The organism is Kitasatospora phosalacinea (assembly GCF_030268885.1).
Classification (GTDB): domain Bacteria; phylum Actinomycetota; class Actinomycetes; order Streptomycetales; family Streptomycetaceae; genus Kitasatospora; species Kitasatospora phosalacinea_C.
The window spans coordinates 292,573-318,842 of record NZ_BSSA01000002.1 but is presented as its reverse complement, the minus strand read 5'-3'; the positions used below and the strand labels follow the sequence as shown (position 1 = coordinate 318,842).

The following is a 26,270-nucleotide window of genomic DNA, read 5'->3' as shown; positions in this document are numbered from 1 at the left end:
GCGGGGCAACGGGCCCCAACCCTACCGGCCCGTGGCGGGCTCGCCGCTGCCCGGGCGGAACGGCCGGGCGAACCGTCCGGGCGGCACGAAGCGGGGCATCGGCACCCGGCCCAACCCGACGGCGGTGGACGCGGGCCGGGGACCGGTCGCGGGCGGCTGCGCCACCGTCGCGGCGGGCGGCGGGCCGACCGGTTCGCGCAGCAGCCGGAGCACGGCGACGTCCTCCAGGGACCGGCCGAGCCGCCGGGCGAGGAGCTCGACGGTGAACAGGTTGTAGTCGTTGACGACCCGGTGCGCGCCGTGCCGGTCGCGGGCCTCGATCCGGTCGACGAGTTCGCCGTGCCTGTCCCAGCAGACGCCGGCCAGGTCGTCGCCCGGGGCCCGCAGGTGCGGGGCGGCGAACATCCAGGACTGGATCCGCAGCCAGCCGAGGTAGTCGGCGATCCGGTCGTTGCACAGCACCGCGGCGGCCTCCTGCCAGAACCGCAGGTCGCAGCCGACCAGGACGTCGAGCTGCCCGGCCCGGGCGGCCCGGGCCGCGGCGTCGGCGCGGCGGCGCAGCGAGGGCAGCCGGGCCCGGTCGTAGCGGTGCTCGCCGCGGGCGCCCAGGTGGCGCAGCGCGTTGTCGGTGAGCAGGGTGCGGGCCTCGAAGATCTCCAGGAAGTCGTCCCAGGTGTACTCGGGGACGGTGTAGCCGCGGTGCGGTTCGCTGACCAGCAGCCCCTGGGCGGCGAGGTCGACCAGGGCCTCGCGGGCGGGGGTGGCGGAGACGCCGTAGATGTCGGCGATCTCCTTGACGGTGAAGTTGCGCCCGGCCGGGAGCCGCCCGGCCATCATCTCGTCGCGCAGGGCGTCGGCGATCTGCTCGCGCAGGCTGTTGCGCCGGATCAGGGCGCGCCCGCCCCCGGCTCCCGCAGCGGTCATGGCCGCCCCCTCTCCGTGCCGCACCCTCGTACGGCCGGGACCCGGCTCACAAAACGCGCACAGAGTACCCCGGAATGGTCAATCCGGACCAAGGGCGCGGAAAAATCCGTGCCCTTGCCGTCGGTTCCGTCCGCTCAGCGCTGCACGGGGGCGGGGATGCCGAGCAGCCGGTCCCGGTGGACCGGGAAGTCGGCCCGGCACTTGGCGACCTCGGCGGGGTCGAAGTCGACGGTGAGCACCTGCTCGTCCGGCCCGGCCTCGGCCAGCACCCGGCCCCAGGAGTCGACGACGATGCTGCGCCCGGCCTGCTCGACCCCGCCGTGGGTGCCCGCGGTGTTGCAGGCCAGCACCAGGGCCTGCTCCTCGACGGCCCGGGCCCGGGCCAGCAGGTTCCAGTGCTCGGCCCGGCGGGCGGGCCAGGCGGCCGGGACGACCAGCAGTTCGGCGCCGCCGTCCAGCAGCGCCCGGAACAGCTCGGGGAAGCGCAGGTCGTAGCAGGTGGCCAGGCCCAGCACGGCGAACCCGGCGTCCGCGGTGACGATCTCCTGCCCGGCGCCCATCGCGACGGCCTCGCCGCTGTCGAAGCCGAAGCGGTGGATCTTGCGGTAGGTGCGGACGAGCTCGCCGTCGGGGGCGAACAGCAGCGAGGTGTTGTAGATCGGACCGTCCGGGTCCCGTTCGACGATCGACCCGGCGTGCAGCCAGCAGCCCACCGCCTTCGCGGCGGCGGACATCGTCTCGGCGGTGGGGCCGTCCAGCGGTTCGGCACCGGTCGGCCAGGCGTCGTAGGCGAAGCCGCCGACCGGCCACAGCTCGGGCAGCACCACCAGGTCGGCGCCCTCCTGGGCGCGGACCAGCGCCGCGGCCCTGGCCCGTCGCTCGGCGGGCGGCTCGGCGTCCGACACGGCGAGTTGGATCAATGAAGCGCGCACAGTACCACCGTCCACGGCAAGAGTCCTACGATCGTCACCCGAAAGCGCTGCCCTGCTCTCACCCGGCAGCGTAACGTGCCGTATGCGCGTCCGTGCGAGGTCTCGGCAGCCCGGACGACGTGGGACGACGCAAGCCGACGGAGGGGCCGGAGATACCCGTGACGGACAAGCAGAGCGTGCAGGCGTACACCGACGCGTGGACGCAGTCGATCGAGTCGATATCCGAGCTGCTCGCCGCACTGCCGACCGACGCGTGGAACCGGGCCACCGAGTGCCCCGGCTGGTCGGTGCGGGACGTGGTCTCGCACATCATCGGCGTGGAGTCGGAGCTGCTCGGCGACCCGCGCCCGATCCACGCCCTCCCGCGCGACCTGCGGCACGTCACCGACGAGTTCACCCGGTACATGGAGCTGCCGGTCGACAAGCGCCGCTGCTGGACGCCGGTGGAGATCACCAGCGAGCTGGAGTACACGGTCATCCGGCGCTCCCGGGCGCTGCGCAACGCCAAGCACGAGCCGGAGGACCTGGTGCGCTTCCCCGGCGGCCCGCTGGCCCGGGACGTCCCGTACGCGACGCTGCTCCGGCTGCGGGCCTTCGACGTGTGGGTGCACGAGCAGGACCTGCGGCGCGCCCTGCAGACGCCGGGCAACCTGGACTCCCCGGCCGCGCTGGTCACCCGGGACTGGCTGATCGGGACGCTTCCCAAGCAGGTCGCCAAGGGGGCGGGCGCCCCGATCGGCAGCACGGTGGCCTTCGACGTCGCGGGCGCGCTGCCGTTCCACCGCACCGTGCGGATCGGCCCGGACGGCCGCGGGACCGTGGACGAGTCGGTGGTGCTGGCCCCCGAGGTGCGGCTGTCGATGGACTGGCAGACCTTCGTCCGGCTGTGCTGCGGCCGGGTCCGCCCGGAGACCGCGATCGTCAACGTGATCGGCGACCAGGAGCTCGGCGCCCGGGTGCTCGCCCACCTGGCGAGCACCCCCTGAACGCCCGCTGAGCGCGCCCCCGGGCCCCCGTCCGCTACCGGTCCGCTACCGGTCCAGCTTGCGGCGCAGCCGCAGGATCATCGTCGTCCCGAGCAGCAGCGGCACCAGCTGGAAGCAGAACGCCAGCTGGTAGGCGTGCGCGCCGTAGCCGTCGCTGCCCGGGTCGGCGAGCGCGTCCAGCAGGACGCCGATGCCGAGCAGGGTGATCATCGAGCCGATGAACCCGCCCATGTTGGCGATCCCGGAGGCGGTGCCCATCCGCTCGGCGGGGTTGTACGCACGGGCGTAGTCGAGGCCGATCAGCGAGGCCGGGCCGTTGCTGCCCATCACCAGCATCAGCACCACCAGCAGCCACAGCGGCGGGTGGCCGTGCGGCCAGGCCAGGGTGGCGGTCCAGCAGAGCGCGGTGACGGCGAGCACGGCGAAGGCGATCGGCAGCCGGGCGGCGGCCGACCGGGAGACCAGCCGGCCGAACAGCAGGCCGAAGGCCATCCCGCTGAGCACCAGCAGGCTGAGCAGGCCGCCCGCCCCGGCGTGGGACATGCCCTGCCCCTCGACCAGGTACGGCATCCCCCACAGCAGGCCGAACGCGGACGCCGGGAAGGCCGTGGTGAAGTGCACCCACATGCCGAGCCGGGTGCCGGGCTCGGACCAGGCAGCCCGGATCTGCTGCCCGACCGGCAGCCGCAGGCTCTCGTGCCGGATCGGCTGCGGCGCGCCGGGCGGGGCCTCCCTGAGCAGCACCAGCACGGCGACGAAGACCACCGCACCGGTCAGCGCGATCGCGCCGAAGGTGGTGCTCCACCCGGCGGTGTGCAGCGCCTGCGCGAGCACCACGGTGGTGAACAGGTTGCCGCCGGTGCCGACCAGGCCGGTGAGCTGGGCGACGAACGGGTTGCGGGCGGCCGGGAACCAGCGGGCGGCGACCCGCAGCACGCTGATGAAGGTCATCGCGTCGCCGCAGCCGAGCACCGCCCGGGAGGCCAGCGCGGGCGCGAACGCGGTGGAGAAGGCGAAGGCCAGCTGCCCGGCGCTCATCAGCGCCACGCCCAGCATCAGCACCCGGCGCGGGCCGATCCGGTCGACCAGCAGGCCGACCGGGACCTGCATCCCGGCGTACACCAGGACCTGCAGGATCGAGAAGGTGGACAGGGCCGAGGCGCCGATGCCGAACCGGGCGGCGGCGTCCATCCCGGCCACGCCGAGGCTGGTGCGGTGCACGACGGCGAGGACGTAGACGCTGACGCCGACCGTCCAGGCGAACCAGGCGGCCCGGCCGCCCGGCGGGTGGAAGACGGCGGCCGCCGGGGCGGCGACGGCGCCCGGGGCGTCGACGGGGGCGTCGGCCGGGCGGCGGGGAGCGGGGGCGGACAGGGACGGTGCGGTGCGGGCGGGGTCCACGCTCATAGTGGGACCAGGCTAGTCATCCCATGACCTGACCTTTGGGCCGGGGTCGACGGAACGTCCGGTTTCAACCGGTGAGCGTCCAGTTCACCGTCCGGGTCATGTACTGGTTGCGGAACGCCTCGTCGCGCACCCAGTCGGTGGTGTCCTGGACGGTCGCCGTGACGGTGTGCTTCCCGCCCGGCTCCAGCGCCAGCGTCCCGCTGTCCAGCCAGGTGCCGTCCGCGCTGCTGGCCTCCACCGGCTTCCCGTCCAGCGACCAGCTGACCCGCAGCTGCCGCGGGCCGGTCAGCGCCAGCGGCCGCACGTGCAGCTTGGGCCGCCCGTCGACCTGCCCGGGGGCCGGCTCGGGGTCGTCGGTCGGCTTCACCCGGCGGTACAGCTGCTCGACGATCGCCTCCCGGGAGGGCAGGTTGTACGTGCTGCCCAGGGTGCGCATCACCGAATCGGCGGTCGGCCGGTACAGGCCGTTGGCACTGCGGTACGCACCGACCGTCCCGCCGCCGTCCGGCGACTCGGCGCCCAGCCAGCGCCACCACTTGGTCCGCTCGCGCAGCATCTCCTCGGCGTCCACCGCGGACAGGTTCGGGTAGTCCGGGTCGTTCGGCGCCGAGTCGTACTCGTCGCCGAGGGTGCCGACGGTGTGCCCGATCTCGTGCTGGATGATCCGCCCGGCGTCCGGGCTGCCGCCCGCCAGGGTGGTCACGCCGGTGCCGCCCGCGCCGCCGTACTCGGTGGAGTTGGCCAGCGCGATCAGGTACTGCGGCCCGTCGCCCTGCCCGGCCCAGCGGGCGGTGGCCTGCTCGTCCGCGCACAGCAGGCGGGCGGTGCCCTCGCACCAGAAGTGCATCCCGAGCGGGGTGGCGGTGGACTTCCCGGCGCTCTCGGTCTCCGCGATGCCGGGCACCGGGGAGACCACGTCCACCCGCCGTATGTTGAAGAACCCCTGGTAGGTGCGGAACGGCTCGATCTCCAGCAGCGCCCGCCAGGCCCGGTCCGCCTGCTCGTGGAACAGCTGCTGCTGGGCCGCGGTGTAGCCGTCGCCGAGCAGCACCAGGGTGATCCGGTTGGACGCGTCGCCGGTCAGCCGCAGGTCGACCGAGGGCGCGCCGGGGGGCCGCAGGTCGGGGTGGGAGACCGGCGGCAGCGCCCGGTCCGGGCCGGGCGGCGGCCCTATCGCCGTCGAGGGCGCGGGCGAGGCCAGTTCCACCACGGCGGGCAGCACGGCGGCGGCCACCAGGAGCAGGGCGGCCGCAGAACGCATCACGGGGCCGGGAGCACCAGTCGGCATACGCGGGGGTCCTCGCTGCGACGGCCGCCCGGCCTGGCTGCGCGGGCGGCTTGGTCGCACACACGTACCCGTCGCGGCCCCGGCCCGGGCGGGGGCGGCGCGAAACTCCCTCGGGCGGCCCAATGCCGGACCCGGCCGGGTGATTTCCGCTAGGCCGCCGACGGAACCGCCAATTCCGCATGCCCGCAGCCGAGTTGGAAAGGCGAACGGCTCCCGTCCGGACGGGATACGCTGCCGGACGGGGGAACGACAGGGGGGGCGAGGCCGTGGAGACCCGACGGGAGAACGACCCGCGCGAGACGTTCGGCCGCGCACTGCGTGCGCACCGGCGGACCGCCCGGCTGACCCAGGAGGAGCTGGCCGCCAAGGCGGGGGTCGGCATCCGCACCCTGTCCGACCTCGAACGCGGCGTGGCCGGGCCGCGCCCCGCCACCGCCGCCCTGCTCTGCACCGCCCTCGGCCTCGGCCGCCCCGCCGCCGAGGGCTTCCACGCCCTGGCCGGCGCCAGCTGGCGCTCCGCCCGGCCCTGAGCCCGGCCCCGCACGCCCCGACCCTGCACGCACCGCACCGGCCCCGTACGCACCGGGCCCCGCTCCGGCGTGCTGCGGAGCGGGGCCCGGCGGGGTCCTGCGGGCGGGGCGGCGTCAGCCCCAGGTGATCAGGCGCTTCGGGTGCTCCAGGATCGCGGCGGTGTCCGCCAGCACCTTGGAGCCCAGCTCGCCGTCGACCAACCGGTGGTCGAAGGAGAGCGCCAGCGTGGTGACCTGGCGGGGCACCACCTTGCCCTTGTGCACCCACGGCAGCTCCCGGACCGCGCCGAAGGCCAGGATGGCGGCCTCGCCGGGGTTGAGGATCGGGGTGCCGGTGTCGACGCCGAACACGCCGACGTTGGTGATGGTGATGCTGCCGCCCGACATGTCCGCCGGGGAGGTCTTGCCCTGCCGCGCGGTCTCCACCAACTCGCCGAGGGCGATCGCCAGTTGGGAGAGGGTGCGGGAGCCCGCGTCCTTGATGTTCGGGACGATCAGGCCGCGCGGGGTGGCCGCGGCGATGCCGAGGTTGACCGCGCCCCGGATGACGATCTCCTGGGCCGCCTCGTCCCAGCTGGCGTTGATCTCCGGGTGCCGCTTGACGGCGGTGAGCAGCGCCTTGGCGACCAGCAGCAGCGGGCTGACCCGCACCCCGGCGCCGAGTTCGCCGCTCTCCTTGAGCCGGCGCACCAGCTTCATCGTCCGGGTCACGTCGACCTGGACGAACTCGGTGACGTGCGGCGCGGTGAACGCGGAGGCCACCATCGCCTGCGCGGTGGCCTTGCGCACGCCCTTCACCGGCACCCGGACGTCCCCGGCCGCGCTCGGCACCGGCAGCGCGGGCGCCGCCTCGGCCACCGGCTCCGCGGGGGCCGCCACCGGCTCGACGACCGCCTCGGCGGCGGTGCTCGCCGCGGCGTGCACGTCCTCGCGGGTGATCACGCCGTTGGGGCCGGTCGGCACCACGGCGCGCAGGTCGATCCCGAGGTCCTTGGCGAGCTTGCGCACCGGCGGCTTGGCCAGCGGGCGCTCCCCCTCCCCGGTCGGAACGGCCGGGGCGGCGGGCGCCGGAGCCGCCGGAGCGGCCGGAGCCACCGGAGCAGCGGGCGCCACCGGAGCGGCCGGGGCCACCGGGGCGGCGGCCGCGGCGGCCGTCCCGTTGGTGCGGCGGGCCCGGCGCTGCACCGAACCGGTGCGCGGCCCGTACCCGACCAGCACCTCGCGCCGCTCCGGCTCCGCCTCGGCGGCGGGCGCCTCGGCGGCGGCGGGCGCGGGCGCAGCAGCAGGGGCAGCAGCACCGGCCCCGGCGGGCGCCGCGCCCGCCACGGCCACCGCGATGATCGGCGTGCCGACGTCGACGGTGGCACCCGCCGGGAAGTGCAGCGCCTCGACCACGCCGGTGAACGGGATCGGCAGCTCGACGGCGGCCTTGGCGGTCTCCACCTCGCAGACCACCTGCCCGTCGGTGACGGTGTCGCCCGGCTTCACGTACCAGGTGAGGATCTCGGCCTCGGTGAGGCCCTCGCCCACGTCGGGCATCTTGAACTCGCGGAGCGAGTGAACGTCAGTGGTCATCCCGTCCCCCTGTTCAGAACGCGAGCGCGCGGTCGACGGCGTCGAGCACGCGGTCCAGGTCGGGGAGGTAGGTCTCCTCGACCCGCGACGGCGGGTACGGCGCGTGGTAGCCGCCGACCCGCAGGATCGGCGCCTCCAGGTGGTAGAAGCAGCGCTCGGTGAGCCGGGCGGCGAGCTCGGCGCCGAGGCCGAGGAAGACCGGGGCCTCGTGCACGACGATGCCGCGGCCGGTGCGCTTGACGGACTCCTCCAGGGTGGCGAAGTCGATCGGCGACAGCGAGCGCAGGTCGACCACCTCCAGCCGGCGGCCGTCCTCCTCGGCGGCCTGCGCGGCCTCCTGGCAGACCTTGACCATCGGGCCGTACGCGATCAGCGTGGCGTCGGTGCCGGGCCGGACGACGCGCGCCGAGTGCAGCGGCAGCATCGGGTCCTCGCCGACCTCGCCCTTGTCCCAGTAGCGGCGCTTGGGCTCCAGGAAGACCACCGGGTCGTCCGACTCGATGGCCTGGCGCAGCATCCAGTGCGCGTCGTGCGCGTTGGACGGGCTGACCACCCGCAGACCGGCGGTGTGCGCGAAGTACGCCTCGTGCGACTCGCTGTGGTGCTCGACCGCGCCGATGCCGCCGCCGAACGGGATGCGCACGGTGATCGGCATCTTGACGTGGCCGAGCGCCCGGGCGTGCATCTTGGCGAGCTGGGAGACGATCTGGTCGAAGGCCGGGTAGACGAAGCCGTCGAACTGGATCTCCACCACCGGGCGGTAGCCGCGCAGCGCGAGGCCGATCGCGGTGCCGACGATGCCGGACTCGGCGAGCGGGGTGTCGATCACCCGGTCGTCGCCGAAGTCCTTCTGCAGGCCGTCGGTGATCCGGAAGACGCCGCCGAGCTTGCCGATGTCCTCGCCCATCAGGACGGTCTTCGGGTCGCTCTCCAGCGACTTGCGCAGCGCCTCGTTGAGCGCCTTGGCGATGCTGAGCTGGCCGGCCATCAGTGGTGCTCCCCACCCTCGAAGGAGGCGGCGTACGCCTCGTACTCGGCGCGTTCCTCGTCGACCAGCGGGTGCGGCTCGCTGTAGGCGTGGTCGAAGATCAGGGTCGGGTCCGGGTCGGGCATCGAGCGGACGCCCTCCCGCACGCGCAGGCCCAGCTTCTCGCTCTCGGCCTCGACCTCGGCGAAGAACGCCTCGTCGGCGAGGCCCTCCTTCTCCAGGTGGGCCTTCAGCCGCAGAATCGGGTCCTTGGCCTTCCAGGCCTCGGTCTCCTCGCTCTGCCGGTAGCGGGTCGGGTCGTCGGAGGTGGTGTGCGCGCCCATCCGGTAGGTGAACGCCTCCACCAGGACCGGGCCCTGGCCGGTGCGGGCGTGGTCGAGCGCCCAGCGGGTGACCGCGAGGACGGCGAGGACGTCGTTGCCGTCGACCCGGACGCCGGGGAAGCCGAAGCCGGAGGCGCGGCGGTACAGCGGGATGCGGGTCTGCACCGTGGTGGGCTCGGAGATCGCCCACTGGTTGTTCTGGCAGAAGAACACCACCGGCGAGTTGTAGACCGAGGCGAAGGTGAAGGCCTCGTTGACGTCGCCCTGGCTGGAGGCGCCGTCACCGAAGTAGGCGATCACCGCGTCGTCCGCGCCGTCCTTGGTGATGCCCATCGCGTAGCCGGTCGCGTGCAGGGTCTGCGCGCCGATCACGATGGTGTAGAGGTGGAAGTTCTTCTCGTTCGGGTCCCAGCCGCCGTTGTTCACGCCGCGGAACATGCCGAGCAGGTTCAGCGGGTCGACGTCGCGGCACCAGGCCACGCCGTGCTCGCGGTAGGTGGGGAAGGCGTAGTCGCCGGGGCGCATCGCGCGCCCGGAGCCGACCTGGGCCGCCTCCTGGCCCAGCAGCGAGGCCCACAGGCCCAGTTCGCCCTGACGCTGGAGCGAGGTCGCCTCCGCGTCGAAGCGCCGCACCAGGACGAGGTCCCGGTAGAGCGAGCGCAGCTCCTCCGGCGTCACGGTCAGCGGGAACTCCGGGTGCTCGACCCGGTCGCCCTCGGGGGTCAGCAGCTGGACGAGCTCCGGCTCGGCGCCGACGCCGGCCCGGGCGGGGTCGGGGACGCCGGGGGCGGCCTTCTTGCGCGCCCTCGACGTGCTTTTGACGGTCACGTTCACTCCTCGGTCTGTCCGGCCCGCCCGGGGTCGCCGGTGGCCGGTCCGGATCGCCCTTCCGGCTCGTGCGCTTGGGTGTGCGCACCAGTGCGGGCGGGCGGTGTTCCCTTTCCGACGGCGTCCCTCACGAGAACGTTACCCAGCGACGCCCCCCGGCGCCTTTGCGCTAGGACGTCCTAGTTGTTGAACCGTGGATGTGGTGCGGCTCGGCCGTTCCGGTCAGGACACCAGCGCACGGTATCCGGGCACGGGCCGCTGCGATAGGGGGTAACCGGCATCGATTTGTGCGACGCTTTGCAAATGACGGATAACGGACATATCAGGGTCTTTCTCCTCGATGATCACGAAGTGGTCCGGCGCGGCGTGCACGACCTGCTCTCCATGGAGGGCGACATCGAGGTGGTGGGCGAGGCCGGGACGGCGGCCGAGGCGCTCAACCGCATCCCTGCGGTCCACCCGGACGTGGCGGTCCTCGACGTCCGGTTGCCCGACGGAAACGGCGTCGAGGTGTGCCGCGAGATCCGTTCCCAGGACCCCTCGGTGAAATGCCTGATGCTCACCTCCTTCTCCGACGACGAGGCGCTCTTCGACTCGATCATGGCCGGGGCCTCCGGATATGTCCTGAAAGCGATCCGCGGAACCGACCTGCTCTCCGCGGTGCGCGACGTCGCGGCCGGCAAGTCCCTGCTCGACCCGGTGGCCACCAGCCGGGTGCTGGCCCGGCTGCGCGACGGCGGCGAGAAGGAGGACGAGCGGATCGCGCAGTTGACGAAGCAGGAGCGCCGGATCCTCGACCTGATCGGCGAGGGGATGACCAACCGGCAGATCGGCAACGAGCTGCACCTGGCCGAGAAGACGGTGAAGAACTACGTCAGCAGCCTGCTCGCCAAGATGGGCATGGAGCGCCGCACCCAGGCCGCCGCCTACGTGGCCCGCCGCCAGGTCGACCAGCACCACTGAGCACGTTCGCACACGCTGTGTCAAGTCACCATCACGCCGAGTAATACGCTCGGTGCGTGACGGACGGACAGACCCTCTCCCTCGCGCCGGCCCGCCCGGACGCCACCGCTCCCCCCGTCGGAACCCTCAGTCCCCCGGTCGCGCACGCCGCCGTGGCCGGGGTCCTGCGCGCCTACCGCACCCCGCCGCCCACCGCGGTCACCGCGGTCGCGGAGGGCCTGCTCAACCGGGGCTACCGGGTCACCACCGGGGACGGCGACTACTTCCTCAAGTGCTACGTCGACCCGGCCACCGCCCACCGGTCCGCGATCACCACCCAGCACCGCGCCACCGCCGCGCTGGCCGCCCGCGGCCTGCCGGTGCCCGCCCCGCTCGCCAACGCGGACGGCAGCACCGTCACCGCGCACGGCGGACGGCTGTTCGCGCTCTACCCCTGGGTGGCCGGAAACCACCGGCACGGCACCGAACTCGACCCCGCCCGGTGCGGCGACCTCGGCACGCTGCTCGGCACCCTGCACGGCGCACTGGCCGAGGTCTGCGCCCCCCTGCGGCAACCCGCCGGGGTGCTCAGCGCCGAGGTCGAGGAGACCGCGCTGATCGTCGCCGAGCTCCGCGCCCTGGCCCGGGCCCACCGCCCCTACGACGCCTTCGACCGGCTCGCCGAACAGCACCTCGCCCAGCGCCTGGAGCTGCTCGCCGCCCACCGCCACCGCCGCCCGGGTCCGGCCGACGCCCCGCCCACCGGCTGGACCCACGGCGACTTCCACGGCCTGAACCTGCTGCACCGCGGCGACGCCGTCAGCGCCGTCCTGGACTGGGACAAGCTCGCCCCGCACCCGGTCGCCGAGGAGGCCGTCCGGGCCGCCACCCTGCTGTTCAACGACCGCACCACCGGCGTCCTCGACCTGCCCCGGGTCCGCCACTGGGCCCGCGCCTACCGCGCCACCGGCGCCGCGGACGCCGAACAGGTCGCCCGCGCCGTCCACCGGGTCTGGTGGGAGCGGCTGAACGACCTGTGGATGCTGCAGTGGCGCTACCAGCGCCGCGACCACCGCGCCGACCCGCTGTTCCCGGCCGCGGCCGAGCAGCTGACCTGGTGGTGCCAGGAGTACGAGCAGGTCATGGACGCCTTCGCGAACTGACCCGCCCGCAGCGGCTACCCGGGGATCGGCAGGTTCACCTTGCCCCCCGACCCGGTGGTGCTCGGCGCCGGGTTGGCGGTGCTCGACGTGCTCGCGTTGCCGGACGGGTTGGGGCTGTGGCTCGCGCTCCCCGACGCCGAACTGCTGGCCGAGGACGAGCGCGAGGCGCTGGCCGAGGCCGAGGCCGACGGGCTGGCCGGGCGGGAGGCGGTCGGCGGGGGCGTGCTGCCCGGCGTCTCCGGCTGGTGGCTGCTGCTCGGGGCGCGGGTCGGCGCCGCCGTGGTGGGCCGCTCGACCGGCTCGTCGGTGGTCGGGGCGGTGGCGGTCTGCACCGGCGCCGTCGGCTTCTGGTCCTTCGGTTCCTTCCCGCGGTCGTTGGCGGTCAGCGCCAGCGCCACCCCGATGGTGGCGGCGAGCACCAGCGCGACCGCGCCCAGCACCCAGCCCCACGGGTTGCGCCGGTGCGGCTTCCCGGGCTCCTCGCCGCCCCCGTTCCCGTCCTCCCCGCCGCCGCCCGCCCCGGGCACGGCCGGGTAGGGCTGCCCGGGCGTCCGGTACGCCGAGGTGACCTGGTACGGCAGCGCCTCGGTCGCGTCGGCACCGCCCGCCACCGGGTTCAGCGGCTCGGTGAGCGAGGCGGAGCCGACCGGCGGGGTCTGCTCCCAGGCCCCGGCCGCGGCGGCCGCCGCCAGGCCCGCGGCGCCCGCCGGGTAGCCCGCACCGGCCGCGCCGTGCATCTGCCGCAGCGCGTGCTGCACGTGGGCGCGGAACTCGTCGGCGCTCTGGAAGCGGTCGTCCGGGTTCTTCTCCAGCGCCCGCAGCACCAGCGCGTCCAGCTGCGGCGGCACCCGGTCGTTGACCCGGGACGGCGGCACCGGCGCGTCCTGGACGTGCTGGTAGACCACCGAGAGCGGCGTCTCGCCGACGAACGGCGGCCGCAGGGTGAGGAGTTCGTACAGCATGCAGCCGGCCGCGTACAGGTCGGAGCGGTGGTCGACGGCCTTGCCGAGGGCCTGCTCGGGCGACAGGTACTGCGGGGTGCCCATCACCATGCCGGTCTGCGTCATGGTGGTGGCGCCGCCGGCCAGCGCCCGGGCGATGCCGAAGTCCATCACCTTGACCGCGCCGGTGGTGGTGATGATGACGTTGGCGGGCTTGATGTCGCGGTGCACGATGCCGTGCCGGTGGCTGTAGGCCAGCGCCTCCAGCACCCCGGCGGTGATGATCAGCGCCTGGTCGACCGGCGGCGCCTCCTCGTCCACCAGCAGCTCGCGCACGGTGCGGCCCTCGACCAGCTCCATCACGATGTACGGGGTGGACTCCCCGCCGTGCTGCTCCTCGCCGGTGTCGTAGACCGCGACGATCGAGTGGTGGTTGAGCGCCGCGACGGCGTGCGCCTCGCGGGTGAAGCGCAGCCGGGCGGTGTCGTCCTCGGCGAGCTCCGAGCGCAGCAGCTTGACGGCGACGGTGCGGCCCAGCCGGATGTCCTGGGCGGCGAACACCTCGGCCATCCCGCCGCGGCCCAGCCGCCGGGTCAGCCGGTAGCGGCCGTCACCGACCGTGGGGAACGGAACCGAGCTGCCCCGTCCGGGAGTTCGGGGCCCGGCCGGGATGACCTCGGTGGGTCCGGTGGCCTCCTCGGGCCGCTCCGCGTCCCCGTCCCGGGCGTCCCCGCCCGGCACGTCCCGCCGCTGTTCCCCGCCGTCGTCCGGTCGTTCGCTCTGACCCATCGCTCCTCGCCCCGGGCACCCGCTCGGCGTGCGCTCGCCCTGTCGGTTCTTCCCCAGCACGCTACCGTCTCGCGCCCTCCGGCGTGGAACGGGAGCACGCGCGCGGGGGTGGGATCGGACACCGCGGGCCCGCGGGGGAAGCGGGTTCGAGTACCGTGTCGGGCGGGTGCGCCCGGGCGTCAGCTGTTCGCGCTGGCCAGCACGACGACCAGGATGATGAACCCCAGCAGCAGCACGCCCGCGATCACGCAGATGACGATCGCCGCCGTCGAGCAGCCGTTGCGCCCGCTCGCCGCCGGGGCCGGGTACGGCATCGGCGCCTGCGCCGGGAACGGCGCCGGGGTGGCCTGCGGGAACGGCTGCTGGAAGCCCTGCTGCGGGAACGGCGGCGGGGTCTGCGCGACCTGCGGGAACGGCGGCGGCGTCTGCGCCGCGTACGGCGGCGGGGTCGACGGGCCGGGCACCGGCTGGTACGGCTGCTGCACCGACGGCGGGCCCTGCGGACCGGGCACCGGCGGGAAGTTGGTCAGCGACGGCGCGGCGTGCACCGAGCGCGGGCCCTCGCCGATCACCAGCGGGGTGGACGCCTGCAGCGGCGTGTTGCCGCCGCCCTGCGCCCCCGCCAGGACCCGCTCCAGCTCCTCGCGCATCGCCTCCGCGGTCGGGAACCGGTGCGCCGGGTCCTTCCGCAGCGCCCGCTCCACCAGCGCGTCGATCGCCGGGGTGACCGCCCGGTTCAGCGTGGACGGCGCGGGCGGGGTCTCCTGCACGTGCTTGTACGCGATCGAGAACGCCGAGTCGCCGTCGAACGGCAGCTGCCCGCTGAGCAGTTCGAACAGCATGCAGCCGACCGAGTACAGGTCGGAACGGGCGTCCACGCTCTTGCCGAGCGCCTGCTCCGGCGAGAGGTACTGCGGGGTGCCGACCACCATGCCGGTCTGCGTCATCGAGGTGACGCCGGACTGCAGGGCCCGCGCGATGCCGAAGTCCATCACCTTGACGACGCCCTTGGTGGACACCATCACGTTGGCCGGCTTGATGTCGCGGTGCACCAACCCCTGGTCGTGCGAGGCCTCCAGGGCCGCCAGCACCGCACCGGTGATCTTCAGCGCCTGCTCGTTGGGCATCGCGCCGAGCGTGGTGACCTGCTCGTCCAGCACGTCCTTGAGCGAACGGCCCTCGACGAACTCCATCACGATGTACGGCGTGGTCGAGCCGTCCGGCGCGACGTCCTCGCCGGAGTCGAACACCGAGACGATGTTGGTGTGCTGGAGCCGCGCCACCGCCTGCGCCTCGCGCCGGAACCGCTCCTTGAACGAGGCCTCCCGGCCCAGTTCGGTGTGCAGCGTCTTCACCGCGACCTGACGGTCCAGCACCGTGTCGTAGGCGAGGTGGACGGAGGCCATGCCGCCCTGCCCGAGCAGCCGCTGCAGCACGTACCGGCCGTGCCCGAGCGAGTGCCCCTCGGTGGTGCCCTCTGTCATCGTCCCAGCTCCCCCTCGGCGCGCGGTACTACTCCGGACACCGGTCAGGGTAGCGGTTCGGGGCCGCGCCGAGACGCGGCCCCCACGAGGCCACCGTGGGTAGGGCTACAGGTACGGACCGGAGCGGATCCCGCGGCCCGGGCCCTCCTCGTGCTCGCCCTCCGCGCCCTGCAGGCCCGGGGGCAGCGCCCGCCGCATCTGCTCCAACTGGGCACGCGCCGCCATCTGCTGGGCGAACAGCGCGGTCTGGATGCCGTGGAACAGGCCCTCCAGCCAGCCCACCAACTGCGCCTGGGCGATCCGCAGTTCGGCCTCGGTCGGGATGGTGTCGTCGGCGAACGGCAGCGACAGCCGCTCCAGCTCCTCGACCAGCTCCGGGGCCAGGCCCAGTTCCAGCTCCTTGATCGAGCTGGCGTGGATGTCCTTCAACCGCGCCCGGCTCGCCTCGTCGAGGGGCGCCGCCCGCACCTCCTCCAGCAGCTGCTTGATCATGCTGCCGATCCGCATCACCTTCGCCGGCTGCTCGACCATCTCGGTCACCGGCAGCTCGCGCGGCTCGTCCTCCTCGCCGCCGCGCCCGAGCCCGCCGGCCGACGCGGTGCCCACCGCCATCCCGTCCGGTCCGACGATCAGCACCTTCGGACTGTCCTCCGCCCTCCCGCCCGCCGCGGCCTGCGACGCCGGGAAGGACTCTTGCTGCGACCGCTCGTTCATCGGGTTGGTCATAGCTCCTTCATATGCTTCGTCCACCACGATGGTCAACGAAGCTGACCCGCCGATCGTCCCGGACCGGACGGCCGGGCACGGCCTAGCGGCGGCGCAGCCGCAGCCCCACCAGGCCCAGGCCCAGGCCCATCAGCCCCAGACCGACGCCCAGCGGCAGCAGCCGGGCGGACGGGTCGCTCCGGTGGTGCAGCGACGGGAGCACCGGCACCACCGGGCCCGCGGCCAGCACCCCGCCCGCCGCGGCCGACTCCTCCGCGGGCGCGCCCGCCAGGTCGTCCGGTGCGGTGCCGACGCCCGGGTCCGCTCCCAGGGCCGCGCCCGGGTCGGTGTCCGCGTCCGGGCCGAGGGTCTCGCCCGTGCCCGTGCCCGTGTGCGTGCTCGGCGGGGCGGTGGCCGCGTCCCCCTCCTCCCCCGCGTCCGGCACCCCCGGCCGGCCGCCGTCCGGCCCGCCCGCCCCACCCGCTCCGGGCGTCCACGGCGTCCACGGCTCCGCGGGGAACATCGGCACCACCGGCTGCTGGTGCCGCCCGTGCCCGGGGCCCGTGGACGGCTGCGGCTCCCCGGCCGTACCGGAGGGCGCCGGGGGCGTCGGAGTGGGCGCGGGCGTAGGGGAAGGAGAGGGGGACGGGGACGGTTCCGGCGACTGCGCCGGCTGCGGCTCCTCCGACGGCCGCGCGGGCTGCGAGGGCTCGACCGGGGCGGACGGGAGCGGTGCGACGACCGGCGGGACGAGCGGCGAGGCGGCCGCCCGGGTGGCCGTGGCGGTCCCGGTGGCCGGGGCCGACGGCACCGCCGTCCCGGATATCGCGCCGCCCGGCGGACGCCCCGCGGCGGGCTCCGGACTGCCGGGCGCCGGACTGCCGGGCAGCGCGCCGCTCGGCAGCGGGCTCCCGGGCAGCGCGGTGACCCCCGCCGCGAGCCCCGCCACCTGCTGCCGGGCCGCGTCCAGCTGGGCCCGCGCCTGCTGCCGGGCCGCGTCCAGCTGCGCCTGCGCCTGCTGCCGGGCGGCGGCCGCCGGATCGGCGGCCAGGGCCGGAACGGCCAGCAGCAGCGGCACCGCCGCGCCGGTCAGCGCCGCCCAACGGCGCAGCGCGAGCGGACGGGCGACGGTGGCGCGGACCGGGGCGGCGGGCACGGAGCGGCGGCGAGCGAGCATGGAAAGCAGGTCCTCCCGACGGCCGCCGCAGGGGGATGCGGGCGGAGGCGGAACAGCTTGTGACCAGACTCACATACCATCGCGAACCAGGCATATCGGGCGCCCCGGCCTTGCTACCGCCGCTCCGCACCGCCACCGGGGAGCGGGGCGGGGACCGGGCCCCCGGGGCCTCCGGAGACCGCCGTCCGCCGGCCCGGCACTCGCGCCCCGACGACGCCGTCGGCCGTCGGCCGTCGGCCGTCGAGGCGGAGCAGGTCGAGGACCGACCGGGCAGCTGCACGGCCGCGAGCGCGACGCCGGCCCGGACGCCCCGCCACCCCGCCGGTCAGTCCTGCGGGCCGCCCGGGACCTCCAGCACGACCTTGCCGACCTGGTCCCCGTCCTCGACCACCCGGTGGGCCTCGGCCGCGTCGGTGATCGGCAGGACGCGGTCGACGACCGGACGGACCACGCCCGCCTCGACCAGCGGCCAGACGTGCTCCCGGACGGCCGCGACGATGGCGGCCTTCTCGCCGAGCGGGCGGCCGCGCAGGTTGGTGGCGACCAGCGCGGCGCGCTTGCCGAGCAGGGTGGAGAGGTTGACCTCGGCCTTGACGCCGCCCTGCAGGCCGATCACCACCAGGCGCCCGTTGACGGCCAGTGCGTCGACGTTCCGCTGCAGGTACTTGGCGCCGATGATGTCGAGGATCACGTCGGCCCCGCCGAGCGCGGCGACCTCCGCGACGAAGTCCTGCCGGTGGTAGTCGATCAGCAGGTCGGCGCCGAGCTCGGCGCAGCGGGCGAGCTTCTCGGGACTGCCCGCGGTGACCGCGACCCGGGCGCCGACGGCCTTGGCGAGCTGGATCGCCATGGTGCCGATGCCGCTGGCGCCGCCGTGCAGCAGGACGGTCTCGCCGGGGCGCAGGTGGGCGACCTGGAACACGTTGGACCACACCGTGCAGGCCACCTCGGGCAGCGCCGCCGCCTGCTGGGCGGTCAACCCCTTCGGCACCGGCAGCAGTTGACCGGCCGGGACGGCGACCTGCTGCGCGTACCCGCCGCCCGCGAGCAGCGCGCAGACCTCGTCGCCGACCGCCCAGCCGGCCACTCCGGGGCCGAGCGCGGTGATCCGGCCCGCGCACTCCAGGCCGGGGTACGGCGAACTGCCGGGCGGCGGGTCGTAGAAGCCCTGGCGCTGCAGCAGGTCGGCCCGGTTGACCGCGGTGGCGGCGACCTCGACCAGCACTTCGCCGGCCGCCGGGACGGGATCGGGGACCTCGGCCCAGACCAGCCGCTCGGGGCCGCCGGGCTCGGGAATCGTGATGGCTCGCATGGCCGCCACGCTACGCCCCCGTCCCCTTCGCACCCCGGCCCCCTCGCCGTCAACGGACAGTCCGTCAGGGTCGGCGGGGCCCCGGTGACAGGGTGGCGACACTCCGCCCCCACCGCCCCCCGGCGCCGTTCGGACCCCCCATCCTTGTGCCTGTGCCGAATTCCACGCCGCCCCACGACACGGGTGCCCGGCCGTCCCGCCTGACGCTCAACCGCTTCCGGGACACGGGCACCGACACCATCGACCCCACCCGGCGGATCGCCCTGCCGGCCCGGCGGACCCGCCCGCCGCTGCGCCAGGTCGCCCGCCGCCTGCTGCTGGCCCTGGGCGTGCTGGTGGCCACCACGCTGATCGTGTACGCGGACCACGCGGGCTACCACGACAACGCGGACTCCTCGGTCAGCCTGCTCGACTCGGCGTACTACGCCACCGTCACCCTCTCCACCACCGGGTACGGCGACATCACCCCGGTGAGCGACAGCGCGCGGCTGGTGAACATCTTCGTGATCACGCCGCTGCGCGTGCTCTTCCTGATCATCCTGGTCGGCACGACTCTCGAAGTGCTCACCGAACGCACCCGCCTGCAGTGGCGGATCGAACGCTGGAGGCAGACCGTGCGGGACCACACCGTCGTCATCGGCTACGGCACCAAGGGCCGCAGCGCCGTGGACACCCTGCTCGGGCAGGGCGTCCCGAAGGAGTCCATCGTGGTGGTCGACCCGCAGGCCAAGGCGATCGACCAGGCCACCCACGACGGGCTGGTCGGCGTGCTCGGCGACGCGACCCGGGCCGCGACCCTGCTCCGGGCCGAACTGCCGCGCGCCGCGCAGGTGGTGGTCGCCCCGGAGCGGGACGACACCGCCGCCCTGATCACGCTGACCGCCCGCCAGCTGAACAAGGGCGCCACCGTGGTCGCCGCCGTCCGCGAGGACGAGAACGCCCCGCTGCTGCGGCAGAGCGGCGCGGACGTGGTGGTCACCTCGTCCAGCTCCGCGGGCCGACTGCTCGGCATGTCGATGCTCAGCCCGAACGCGGGGTCGGTGATGGAGGACCTGCTGACCTACGGCAACGGCCTGGACGTCGCCGAACGCCCCGTCACCAAGGCCGAGGCCGGACGCAACCCGCGCGAGCTGGACGACCTGGTGGTGGCGGTGGTCCGCGGCCGCCGGGTGCTCAACTACACCGAGCCGGAGGCCGCCACCCTGCAGCTCACCGACCGCCTGATCGTCATCAAGCCGGGCACCCCGGTCGCCCACTGACGCCCGCCGACGCCTCGGTTCCACGTGGAACCGAGGCCGACGCGCTCCCGGACGCGTTCTCCCACCGCGTTCCCCCGCCGCGCTCCCCGGACGCGAGCGGTCCGGTTCCACGTGGAACATCCCGCCCGGGCCTCAGGACAGCGGCAGCGCCAGCACCTCGGCGCACTCCCCCGCCGCCAGGCCGCCGGGCGGGACGACCGCCAGCGCCTCGGCCCGGGCCAGGCCGCGCAGCATCGCCGGGCCGTCGTGCGGCAGCGGGGCCAGCCCGGCGGCGGTGCGGCGCACCGGGTGCAGCCGGGTGTCGGCCGGGTGGCCGGGCAGCGCGACGGCCAGCGGCTCGGCGGGTCCGGCGGCCGGGGCGGTGCGGCCGGACAGCGCGTGCAGCAGCGGCAGGGCCAGCGTGAGGGTGCCCGCCACCGCGGCCAGCGGGTTGCCGGGCAGGCCCACCAGGTGGCGTCCGCCCGGCAGCGCCGCCAGCAGCATCGGGTGCCCGGGCCGCACCGCCACCCCGTCCACCAGCGGGTGCCCGCCGGTCGCCTCCAGCGCGGCGTGCAGGAAGTCCACCGGCCCGGCGGCCGTCCCGCCGGTGGTCAGCACCAGGTCGGCGGGCGAGTGCCGGACGGCGTCCCGCAGCAGTCCGAAGTCGTCCCGGACGTGGCGGCTGCCCAGCAGTTCGGCCCCCGCCCCGGCCAGCCACGGCGGCAGCAGCGGGCCCAGCGCGTCCCGCACCCGCCCCGGCCCGGGCAGCCCGGACACCAGCAGCTCGTCGCCCAGCACCAGCAGCTCCACGGTCGGCCGCCGGTGCACCGCCAGCCGGTCGTGCCCGGCCGCGGCGGCCAGCCCGAGCACCGCCGGGGTCACCGGCAGCCCGGCGGGCAGCAGTTCCTCGCTCCGGCCGCACTCCTGGCCGCGCGGCCGGACGTCCTGGCCGGGCACCACCTCGCCGCGCAGCTGGGCGGTGCCGTCCGGGAGTTCGGTGCGCACGCCGTGCTCGCGCCGGAGCACCCCGGTGGCGCCGGGCGGTAGTTGGGCGCCGGTGGCGATCTCCACCGCCGCACCGTCCGCCAGCGGCGCGCAGTCCTGGCCCGCCAGCACCCGGCCGGACAGCCGCCACGGGCCCGGCCCGGCCACCGCCCAGCCGTCCATCGCCGAGGTGTCGAAGGCGGGCAGGTCGGTGAGCGCCACCAGCGGCTCGGCGAGCGTCCGCCCGGTCGCCGCCGCCAGCTCCACCCGCTCCACCGGCAGCGGGCGGGCCGCCGACCGCGCCGCCTGCCGGGCCGCCGGCCACGGGCACCCGCGCAACGTGGTCGCCCCGGAGGTCACCCTGACCTCCTCCGCCCGTTCCGCCGCCGCCCGGCTCACCGCCCGTCCGCCCCGTCCGCCCGGTCGGTCTCCGCGGCCCAGCGCCCGGCCAGCTCCGTCACCCTGGCGTTCGCCGCGGCCACCGCCGCCGCCCCGCCGCCGCCCGCGGCCGCCGCGTAGCCGACCAGGAACGCGGTGAGCGGCGCGGCCGGGCGCTCGACGCCGTGCGCGACCACCCGGGTCATGTCCAGCAGCCCGCGGACGTCCACGTCCAGCTCCACGCCCAGTTCGGCAGCGGCCGCGGCCATCCAGTCGTCCAGTGTGCGTTCCATGACGCCATGCTGCCCGATCCGGCCCCCGGCACGCCGCTTCCCCGGTGAGCACCGCGGTTCGTTTCGCTCACCGCCCGCCCCCGCCCGCCGTGAGACGCCCGCCCGCGGGCCCCGAGCGCTCAGTCGCCCGCCCGCTCGCGGGCCGCCGCCAGCTCGTCCCAGGTGTCGCAGTCGAAGGAGGCACCCGCCGGATCGGGCAGCCGGGCCAGGCGCAGACCGTCGAGGAGGCGGCGCAGCGGCCGCCCGGCCGGGTCGCCCAGCGCGGCGAGCGCGGCCCGCAGCGGGGCGGTGCGGTAGGCGGCGGCCAGGGGCTGGTCGCGGCCCGCGGCGTCGACCAGGAGGGCGCCGTCGCGGGCGGGGTCGTCGAGCGCGGCCAGCAGCCGCCGCACCGTCGCGGCGTCCAGGAACGGCAGGTCCGCGGCGAGCAGCAGGACCCGCGGCGCGGTCACCGCGGGCAGGGCGGCGGCCACCGCCGCGACCGGCCCGCCGCCCGGCGGGTCCTCGCGCAGCCAGCGCACCCCGCCCCGTTCGGTCGGCCGCTCGGGGCCGACCACCAGCACCGCCCGGGCGTCCGGGCAGGCCGCCAGCACCCGGTCCAGCAGCGGACGGCCGCCGACCGTCAGCGCCGGTTTGTCCGCCCCGCCGAGCCGGCGCCCCGCACCGCCGGCCGCCACCACCGCGTCGTACCCGCTCTCCGTCACCCCGGCAGTATCACCGCTCGCCGTCGCCGACCTCGGCCTCGACCGCCCCGTCCTCCGCGGTTTCCCCGTCCGGCCCGGTCGGCCCGGTCGGCTCGGTCGGGATCTCCCGGCGGGCGGTGTTCGCCGCCGCGCCGTGCTCCAGGATCGCCGGCAGGGTCAGACCGCCGTAGCGGGCGTTCACCGCGGCGACGAGCGCCTCCGGGTCGTCCGGGTGGTCGTGCAGCGCCTCGTCGAAGTCGCGCAGGTAGCCCGCGGTGAAGGCGAGCACCCGGTGCGCGGCGTCGTCCGCGCCGGGGGCGCGGTGCCCGGCGACGACCCGGTCCACGCCGAGGTCGGCGATCAGGCCGAGGTTGTGCGACCACTGGCCGCGGGCGTCGGGATCGGTGTCGGCCGTCCAGACGTGGGTGCCGTTGTAGACGAAGTCGCCCGCGACCACGGTGCGGATGCTCGGCAGGTGGACGACGGTGGAGCCCGCGCTGTCGCCCTGGCCGAGCTGCAGGACGCGGATCAGCTGGCCGTCGATCATCAGCGGCTGCGGGAGCAGCGGCGCGGGCAGCAGCGGCTGGTCCGGGACGTCGTCGCCGTAGACCGGCTTCCACTGAGCGACCTTCGCCGCCGCGGTCCGCCCGATGCCCTCGACCACCGAGGGCGCGGCCAGCAGGTGCGCGGTCGGGAAGAGCCGCAGCACCTCCTCGGCGCCGAAGTAGTGGTCGGGGTGCTGGTGGGTGACCACGATGGCGAGCAGGTCGCGGCCCTTGCCCGCGATCCACTCGGCGAGCTCCCGGCCCGCGCTGCGGGTCAGCTGGGCGTCGACCAGGATCGCCGTGCGCTCGCCCATGATCAGGCTGGAGGTGGCGAAGAACGCGCTCTCCGGGCCGGTGAAGACCTCGACCTGCAGCGGGCGGGGGGCCGGGGCGGCGCCCGTCGGGCGGCCGTGGGCGCTCTCGTCGGGCGGTGACGCGTTCACGGCTGCTCCCTGCTCGGTCCGGTGGTCGGTGCGGCGGGCCCGAGGGCGGTCCCGTACCGAACAGCCTGGCCGGAAGACCCGGGTGCCGCCGGGTGGGCACGCCCAGGAGGGTGATCACCGAGCGGGCGGGCGGCCCGGGGGCGTCGACTATTGTCGGTGCTCTCCTCGTACCTGGCAGTTCGGCACCCACCATTCCGGGAGAACTTGATGGACCGGCTCGACAACACCGTCCGTGACTACGCCTGGGGTTCGTCCACGGCGATCCCGGAGCTGCTCGGCCGCCCCGTCACCGGTGCGCCCCAGGCCGAGCTGTGGATGGGCGCCCACCCCGGCGCGCCGTCCCTGGTCGACCGCGGCGACGGGCCGGTCGCCCTCGACCGGGTGATCGCCGCGGACCCGGTCGGCGAGCTGGGCGCCGCGTCCGTGGAGCGGTTCGGGACGACGCTGCCGTTCCTGGCGAAGGTGCTCTCCGCGGCCCTGCCGCTCTCCCTGCAGGTCCACCCGACCCGCGAGCAGGCCCGGGCCGGGTACGCGGACGAGGAGGCCCGCGGCGTCCCGATCGACGCACCGCACCGCAACTACAAGGACGACAACCACAAGCCGGAGCTGATCTGCGCGCTCGACGAGGGGCTGGAGGGGCTGTGCGGCTTCCGCCCGCCCGCCGACGCGGCCGCGCTGATGGCCTCGCTCGGCGTCCCCGGGCTGGACCCGCTGATCGAGCTGCTGCGCACCAAGCCGGAGGCGGAGGCCCTGGCCGGGGCGCTCGCCGGGGCGCTCGGGCTGACCGACGCCGCGGGCCGGGAGACCGTGGACGCCGTCGCCCGCGCCGTCACCGCCGCCGCCCCGTCCGACCCGACCGGCGAGCTGGCCGGGTACGCGTTCGCCGCCGCCAAGTGGCCGGGCGACCCCGGGCTGGTCGCCGGACTGCTGCTCAACCACGTCCTGCTGCAGCCCGGCGAGGCGCTCTACCTCGGAGCCGGCCTGCCGCACGCCTACCTGCGCGGCACCGGCGTCGAGATCATGGCCAACTCCGACAACGTGCTGCGCTGCGGCTTCACCCCCAAGCACGTGGACGTTCCCGAGCTGCTCCGGGTGGTCGACTTCCGCAGCGGCCTCCCGGAGGTCCTGCGCCCCGAGCCCGCTGCGGACGGCGAGCGGCTCTACCCGGTGCCGATCGACGAGTTCCGGCTCTCCCGCTACGACCTCGCCGACCGCCCCGCCACCCTGCCCGGCGACGCCCCGCAGATCCTGCTGTGCACCGCCGGCACGGCCGAACTCGCCTCCGCAGGAGAGACCTTGACGCTCCGCCGGGGCGAGTCCGCGTTCCTCCCCGCCCGCGGCACCGCGACCGTCCTGACCGGCCCGGGGGCGACGGTCTTCCGCAGCACCGTCACGCTCCGCTAGAGCGGGTGGCGCGCCTGGTACGCCAGGCGCGCCGCCGCCGACTCGCCGACGGCGGACAGCAGTTCGTCCAGGGCGAGGAACCACGACCAGCGCTCGCCGCCGCCCGCCCGGGCCAGGGCGTCGACCAGCAGGTCCTCCAGCTCCGGCACCCGCCGGTCCTTCCACACCTTGTCGGCCAGGCTGACCAGCAGGTCCTCGGCGGTGGCGGCCGGGCCCCAGTCGGCGTGCCCGGCCGCGAACCGGGCCAGCCGGGGCGGCACGCCAGCGGCGAGCAGCAGGTCGCGTCCGGCCGGTTCGTGCGCCGAGCCCGGGCCGGACAGCTCGCCCCGGTGCACCGTCTTCCCGATGTCGTGGGTGGCTGCGCCGAACAGCACCGCGTCCCGGTCGAGGCCCAGCTCCGGGCAGCGCTCCGCGACCCAGTCGGCCAGCTGCCGGGCCACGTCGTGCACCAGCCGCAGGTGCGCCACCAGCCGCGGCGGCGCCGCCAACTCGCCCAGCAGCACCAGCACTTCGTCCGGCAGCGGGCACAGCTCCAGGTCCTCGTCCATGGCGGGCGACCCTACCCCACCCTCGGGGCGGCCCCGTTTAACCACTTGACCGTGCACGCTCCAGACGGCTGCACTGATCCGCAGCAGCGACGGCGACCCCGGGAAGGCAGCGGCAGTTGATCGACATCCGGCCCACCACCGAGCAGGACCACGAACTCTTCGTCGAGACCATGCACGCCGCGTTCGGCCTGTTCGTCGACCCGCCCGGCGAGGACGGCGGCGGCGTCTGGTGGTCGGCCTTCGAACCGGAGCGCGGCCTGCTCGCCCGCGACGCGGACGGCCGGCCGATCGGCACCGCCGGGGCGTACACCTTCGAACTGACCCTCCCCGGCGGGCGGATCGTCCCGGTCTCCGGGGTGACGGCCGTCGGCGTGCTGCCCTCGCACCGGCGGCAGGGCGTGCTCACCGCGATGATGCGCCGCCAACTCGCCGACCTGCGGGCCCGCGGCGAGGTGCTGTCCGTCCTGCTCGCCTCCGAGTCGGTGATCTACCGGCGCTTCGGCTACGGCCCCGCCACCTACACCCGGGCGCTGACCGTCCCCCGGCACAAGGCCGCCCTCACCCCGCCGCGCGCCGGGGCCGAGCCCGCCGGGACGGTCGAACTGCTGCACCGCGACAAGGCGGTGGAACTGCTGGAGCAGGTCTACGACCGCTACCGGCGCACCCGCCCCGGCTCGGTCTCCCGCCCCCACCGCTGGTGGGCCCGCGGCGCCGGCCAGCCCCCGGTCGCCCCCAAGCCCCGCTACGTCGCCCTGCACCGGGACGCCGACGGCGAGCCCGACGGGTACGCCAGCTACTCCGTCGCGGACGAGCGCAGCCTGGTCGTCGACGAGACGGTCGCCGTCACCGACGCCGGGTACACCGCCCTGGTCCGCTACCTGCTCGGCCACGACCTGGTCAAGGAGGTGGTGTTCCGGCACGTCCCGCCGGACAGCCCGCTGCCCTGGCAGCTCGCCGACTACAACGCCGCCCAGCCCGGCAAGCACACCGACTGGCTCTGGGCCCGGGTGCTGGACGTCCCGGGCGCGCTCACCGCCCGCGGCTGGAGCACCGACGGCACGCTCGTCCTCGACGTCGACGACCCGTTCCTCGGCGAGCACCACCGCCACCTGCTGACCGTCCGCGACGGCAGGGCCGAGTGCACCCCCACCGACCTCGCGCCCGACCTCTCCCTCGACGTCAGCGACCTCGGCTCGATCCTGCTCGGCGGCACCACCCCCAGCACCCTGGTCCGCGCCGGCCACCTGCACCCCCACCACGCCGACGTCCCCGCCCGCGCCGACGCCCTGTTCCGCTCCGACCGCGAACCGCACTGCCTGCACTGGTTCTGACCGGCACCGACGGCCGCGTCCGCCCTGCCGACGACCCGCCACCGGGCCCTGCGGGCGTAGCTCGACCGTCCAGGGCAGCCGCCTCTGGCCCGGGGCGGCGGGCCGAGGGTTCACCTCCCTCCGCCCGCCCCG

The 26,270-nt window shown here is 75.4% G+C and carries 22 protein-coding genes, 1 tRNA gene and 2 pseudogenes; 8 read left to right on the top strand and 17 right to left on the bottom strand.

Annotated features, from left to right (window positions below):
* Positions 1–21: 21 nt before the first annotated feature.
* A complete protein-coding gene (locus QSK52_RS05050; protein ID WP_285733974.1) occupies positions 22–924 on the bottom strand; it encodes a GntR family transcriptional regulator in 903 nt (300 codons plus the stop codon).
* A gap of 134 nt (positions 925–1,058) precedes the next feature.
* Positions 1,059–1,856, bottom strand: a complete 798-nt coding sequence (locus QSK52_RS05045; RefSeq protein WP_285733973.1) for a carbon-nitrogen family hydrolase — start codon at positions 1,854–1,856, stop codon at positions 1,059–1,061.
* Positions 1,857–2,014: 158 nt separating this feature from the next.
* On the opposite strand from QSK52_RS05045, the gene QSK52_RS05040 reads away from it, so the two are divergent.
* Positions 2,015–2,842 carry a maleylpyruvate isomerase family mycothiol-dependent enzyme gene (locus tag QSK52_RS05040; protein ID WP_285733972.1) on the top strand — a complete coding sequence of 276 codons (828 nt, stop codon included), beginning with the start codon at positions 2,015–2,017 and terminating at the stop codon, positions 2,840–2,842.
* A gap of 45 nt (positions 2,843–2,887) precedes the next feature.
* Here QSK52_RS05040 and QSK52_RS05035 read toward each other — a convergent pair whose 3' ends face one another.
* Positions 2,888–4,249 (bottom strand): MFS transporter, encoded by a 1,362-nt coding sequence (locus tag QSK52_RS05035; RefSeq protein ID WP_285733970.1) that lies wholly within the window; start codon positions 4,247–4,249, stop codon positions 2,888–2,890.
* Positions 4,250–4,313: 64 nt separating this feature from the next.
* The gene (locus QSK52_RS05030) at positions 4,314–5,510 is read right to left on the bottom strand and encodes a M64 family metallopeptidase (protein ID WP_285734438.1); all 1,197 of its coding nucleotides are present in this window, start codon (positions 5,508–5,510) and stop codon (positions 4,314–4,316) included.
* 293 nt (positions 5,511–5,803) lie between these two features.
* Between QSK52_RS05030 and QSK52_RS05025 the strand changes: the two genes are divergently transcribed.
* Positions 5,804–6,067: a helix-turn-helix domain-containing protein gene (locus tag QSK52_RS05025; RefSeq protein ID WP_285733968.1), complete on the top strand. Its 264-nt coding sequence runs from the start codon at positions 5,804–5,806 to the stop codon at positions 6,065–6,067.
* Positions 6,068–6,181: 114 nt separating this feature from the next.
* Here the strand turns inward: QSK52_RS05025 and QSK52_RS05020 are convergent, their stop codons facing one another.
* The 3 genes from QSK52_RS05020 to pdhA are packed head-to-tail and all read right to left on the bottom strand — an operon-like array spanning position 6,182 to position 9,781.
* Entirely contained in the window at positions 6,182–7,642 is a 1,461-nt protein-coding gene (locus QSK52_RS05020; RefSeq protein ID WP_285733967.1) for a dihydrolipoamide acetyltransferase family protein, read from the bottom strand.
* 13 nt (positions 7,643–7,655) lie between these two features.
* On the bottom strand, positions 7,656–8,630 hold the full coding sequence (locus QSK52_RS05015; protein ID WP_435053157.1) for an alpha-ketoacid dehydrogenase subunit beta: 975 nt from the start codon (positions 8,628–8,630) through the stop codon (positions 7,656–7,658).
* A complete protein-coding gene (gene pdhA / locus QSK52_RS05010; protein ID WP_285733965.1) occupies positions 8,630–9,781 on the bottom strand; it encodes a pyruvate dehydrogenase (acetyl-transferring) E1 component subunit alpha in 1,152 nt (383 codons plus the stop codon). The genes QSK52_RS05015 and pdhA overlap by 1 nt, the downstream gene beginning before the upstream one ends.
* A 303-nt stretch (positions 9,782–10,084) precedes the next feature.
* On the opposite strand from pdhA, the gene QSK52_RS05005 reads away from it, so the two are divergent.
* Together QSK52_RS05005 and QSK52_RS05000 are read left to right on the top strand one after the other, a co-directional pair.
* Positions 10,085–10,744: a response regulator gene (locus QSK52_RS05005; RefSeq protein ID WP_285733962.1), complete on the top strand. Its 660-nt coding sequence runs from the start codon at positions 10,085–10,087 to the stop codon at positions 10,742–10,744.
* Between the two features lie 56 nt (positions 10,745–10,800).
* Positions 10,801–11,886: a phosphotransferase enzyme family protein gene (locus tag QSK52_RS05000; RefSeq protein ID WP_285733960.1), complete on the top strand. Its 1,086-nt coding sequence runs from the start codon at positions 10,801–10,803 to the stop codon at positions 11,884–11,886.
* A gap of 14 nt (positions 11,887–11,900) precedes the next feature.
* Here QSK52_RS05000 and QSK52_RS04995 read toward each other — a convergent pair whose 3' ends face one another.
* From QSK52_RS04995 to QSK52_RS04975, 5 genes and pseudogenes are all read right to left on the bottom strand, one after another.
* A complete protein-coding gene (locus QSK52_RS04995) occupies positions 11,901–13,616 on the bottom strand; it encodes a protein kinase domain-containing protein (protein WP_285733958.1) in 1,716 nt (571 codons plus the stop codon).
* 194 nt (positions 13,617–13,810) lie between these two features.
* Positions 13,811–15,100, bottom strand: a pseudogene (locus QSK52_RS04990) (protein kinase domain-containing protein); the annotation flags it as partial.
* Positions 15,101–15,205: 105 nt separating this feature from the next.
* Positions 15,206–15,826 (bottom strand): bacterial proteasome activator family protein, encoded by a 621-nt coding sequence (locus tag QSK52_RS04985; RefSeq protein ID WP_388027796.1) that lies wholly within the window; start codon positions 15,824–15,826, stop codon positions 15,206–15,208.
* Positions 15,827–15,908: 82 nt separating this feature from the next.
* Positions 15,909–16,982 carry a hypothetical protein gene (locus tag QSK52_RS04980; RefSeq protein ID WP_285733956.1) on the bottom strand — a complete coding sequence of 358 codons (1,074 nt, stop codon included), beginning with the start codon at positions 16,980–16,982 and terminating at the stop codon, positions 15,909–15,911.
* Between the two features lie 325 nt (positions 16,983–17,307).
* Positions 17,308–18,294 (bottom strand): NAD(P)H-quinone oxidoreductase, encoded by a 987-nt coding sequence (locus QSK52_RS04975; RefSeq protein WP_285733954.1) that lies wholly within the window; start codon positions 18,292–18,294, stop codon positions 17,308–17,310.
* A 200-nt stretch (positions 18,295–18,494) separates the two neighbouring features.
* Between QSK52_RS04975 and QSK52_RS04970 the strand changes: the two genes are divergently transcribed.
* Entirely contained in the window at positions 18,495–19,553 is a 1,059-nt protein-coding gene (locus tag QSK52_RS04970) for a potassium channel family protein (protein WP_435053169.1), read from the top strand.
* Between the two features lie 132 nt (positions 19,554–19,685).
* Here QSK52_RS04970 and QSK52_RS04965 read toward each other — a convergent pair whose 3' ends face one another.
* The 4 genes and pseudogenes from QSK52_RS04965 to QSK52_RS04950 form a co-directional block, all read right to left on the bottom strand.
* Positions 19,686–20,876, bottom strand: coding sequence for a molybdopterin molybdotransferase MoeA (locus QSK52_RS04965; RefSeq protein WP_285733952.1), 1,191 nt, complete (start codon positions 20,874–20,876; stop codon positions 19,686–19,688).
* A 35-nt stretch (positions 20,877–20,911) separates the two neighbouring features.
* On the bottom strand, positions 20,912–21,187 hold the full coding sequence (locus QSK52_RS04960) for a DUF6457 domain-containing protein (RefSeq protein ID WP_435053168.1): 276 nt from the start codon (positions 21,185–21,187) through the stop codon (positions 20,912–20,914).
* A 132-nt stretch (positions 21,188–21,319) separates the two neighbouring features.
* Positions 21,320–21,888, bottom strand: a pseudogene (gene mobA / locus QSK52_RS04955) (molybdenum cofactor guanylyltransferase); the annotation flags it as partial.
* A gap of 10 nt (positions 21,889–21,898) precedes the next feature.
* Positions 21,899–22,855: an MBL fold metallo-hydrolase gene (locus QSK52_RS04950; protein WP_285733950.1), complete on the bottom strand. Its 957-nt coding sequence runs from the start codon at positions 22,853–22,855 to the stop codon at positions 21,899–21,901.
* Positions 22,856–23,062: 207 nt separating this feature from the next.
* Here QSK52_RS04950 and manA point away from each other — a divergent pair, with 207 nt between their 5' ends.
* Entirely contained in the window at positions 23,063–24,259 is a 1,197-nt protein-coding gene (gene manA, locus QSK52_RS04945) for a mannose-6-phosphate isomerase, class I (protein ID WP_285733948.1), read from the top strand.
* Here manA and QSK52_RS04940 read toward each other — a convergent pair.
* Entirely contained in the window at positions 24,256–24,807 is a 552-nt protein-coding gene (locus QSK52_RS04940) for an HD domain-containing protein (RefSeq protein ID WP_285733946.1), read from the bottom strand. The two genes, manA and QSK52_RS04940, sit on opposite strands and share 4 nt — an antisense overlap.
* Positions 24,808–24,926: 119 nt before the next feature.
* Between QSK52_RS04940 and QSK52_RS04935 the strand changes: the two genes are divergently transcribed.
* On the top strand, positions 24,927–26,138 hold the full coding sequence (locus tag QSK52_RS04935; protein WP_285734429.1) for a GNAT family N-acetyltransferase: 1,212 nt from the start codon (positions 24,927–24,929) through the stop codon (positions 26,136–26,138).
* Between the two features lie 50 nt (positions 26,139–26,188).
* Positions 26,189–26,266 (top strand) — tRNA-Gln (locus QSK52_RS04930).
* Positions 26,267–26,270: the final 4 nt, after the last annotated feature.

Excerpts from the sequence above, each read along its gene's own strand:
- QSK52_RS04960 (WP_435053168.1), bottom strand. The coding sequence starts at position 21,187 with ATGGAACGCACACTGGACGACTGGATGGCCGCGGCCGCTGCCGAACTG.
- QSK52_RS04980 (WP_285733956.1), bottom strand. The coding sequence starts at position 16,982 with ATGCTCGCTCGCCGCCGCTCCGTGCCCGCCGCCCCGGTCCGCGCCACC.
- QSK52_RS04975 (WP_285733954.1), bottom strand. The coding sequence starts at position 18,294 with ATGCGAGCCATCACGATTCCCGAGCCCGGCGGCCCCGAGCGGCTGGTC.
- QSK52_RS05020 (WP_285733967.1), bottom strand. The coding sequence starts at position 7,642 with ATGACCACTGACGTTCACTCGCTCCGCGAGTTCAAGATGCCCGACGTG.
- QSK52_RS05015 (WP_435053157.1), bottom strand. The coding sequence starts at position 8,630 with ATGGCCGGCCAGCTCAGCATCGCCAAGGCGCTCAACGAGGCGCTGCGC.
- QSK52_RS05050 (WP_285733974.1), bottom strand. The coding sequence starts at position 924 with ATGACCGCTGCGGGAGCCGGGGGCGGGCGCGCCCTGATCCGGCGCAAC.
- QSK52_RS04995 (WP_285733958.1), bottom strand. The coding sequence starts at position 13,616 with ATGGGTCAGAGCGAACGACCGGACGACGGCGGGGAACAGCGGCGGGAC.
- QSK52_RS04985 (WP_388027796.1), bottom strand. The coding sequence starts at position 15,826 with ATGACCAACCCGATGAACGAGCGGTCGCAGCAAGAGTCCTTCCCGGCG.
- QSK52_RS04940 (WP_285733946.1), bottom strand. The coding sequence starts at position 24,807 with ATGGACGAGGACCTGGAGCTGTGCCCGCTGCCGGACGAAGTGCTGGTG.
- QSK52_RS05035 (WP_285733970.1), bottom strand. The coding sequence starts at position 4,249 with ATGAGCGTGGACCCCGCCCGCACCGCACCGTCCCTGTCCGCCCCCGCT.
- QSK52_RS05005 (WP_285733962.1), top strand. The coding sequence starts at position 10,085 with ATGACGGATAACGGACATATCAGGGTCTTTCTCCTCGATGATCACGAA.
- manA (WP_285733948.1), top strand. The coding sequence starts at position 23,063 with ATGGACCGGCTCGACAACACCGTCCGTGACTACGCCTGGGGTTCGTCC.
- QSK52_RS05030 (WP_285734438.1), bottom strand. The coding sequence starts at position 5,510 with ATGCGTTCTGCGGCCGCCCTGCTCCTGGTGGCCGCCGCCGTGCTGCCC.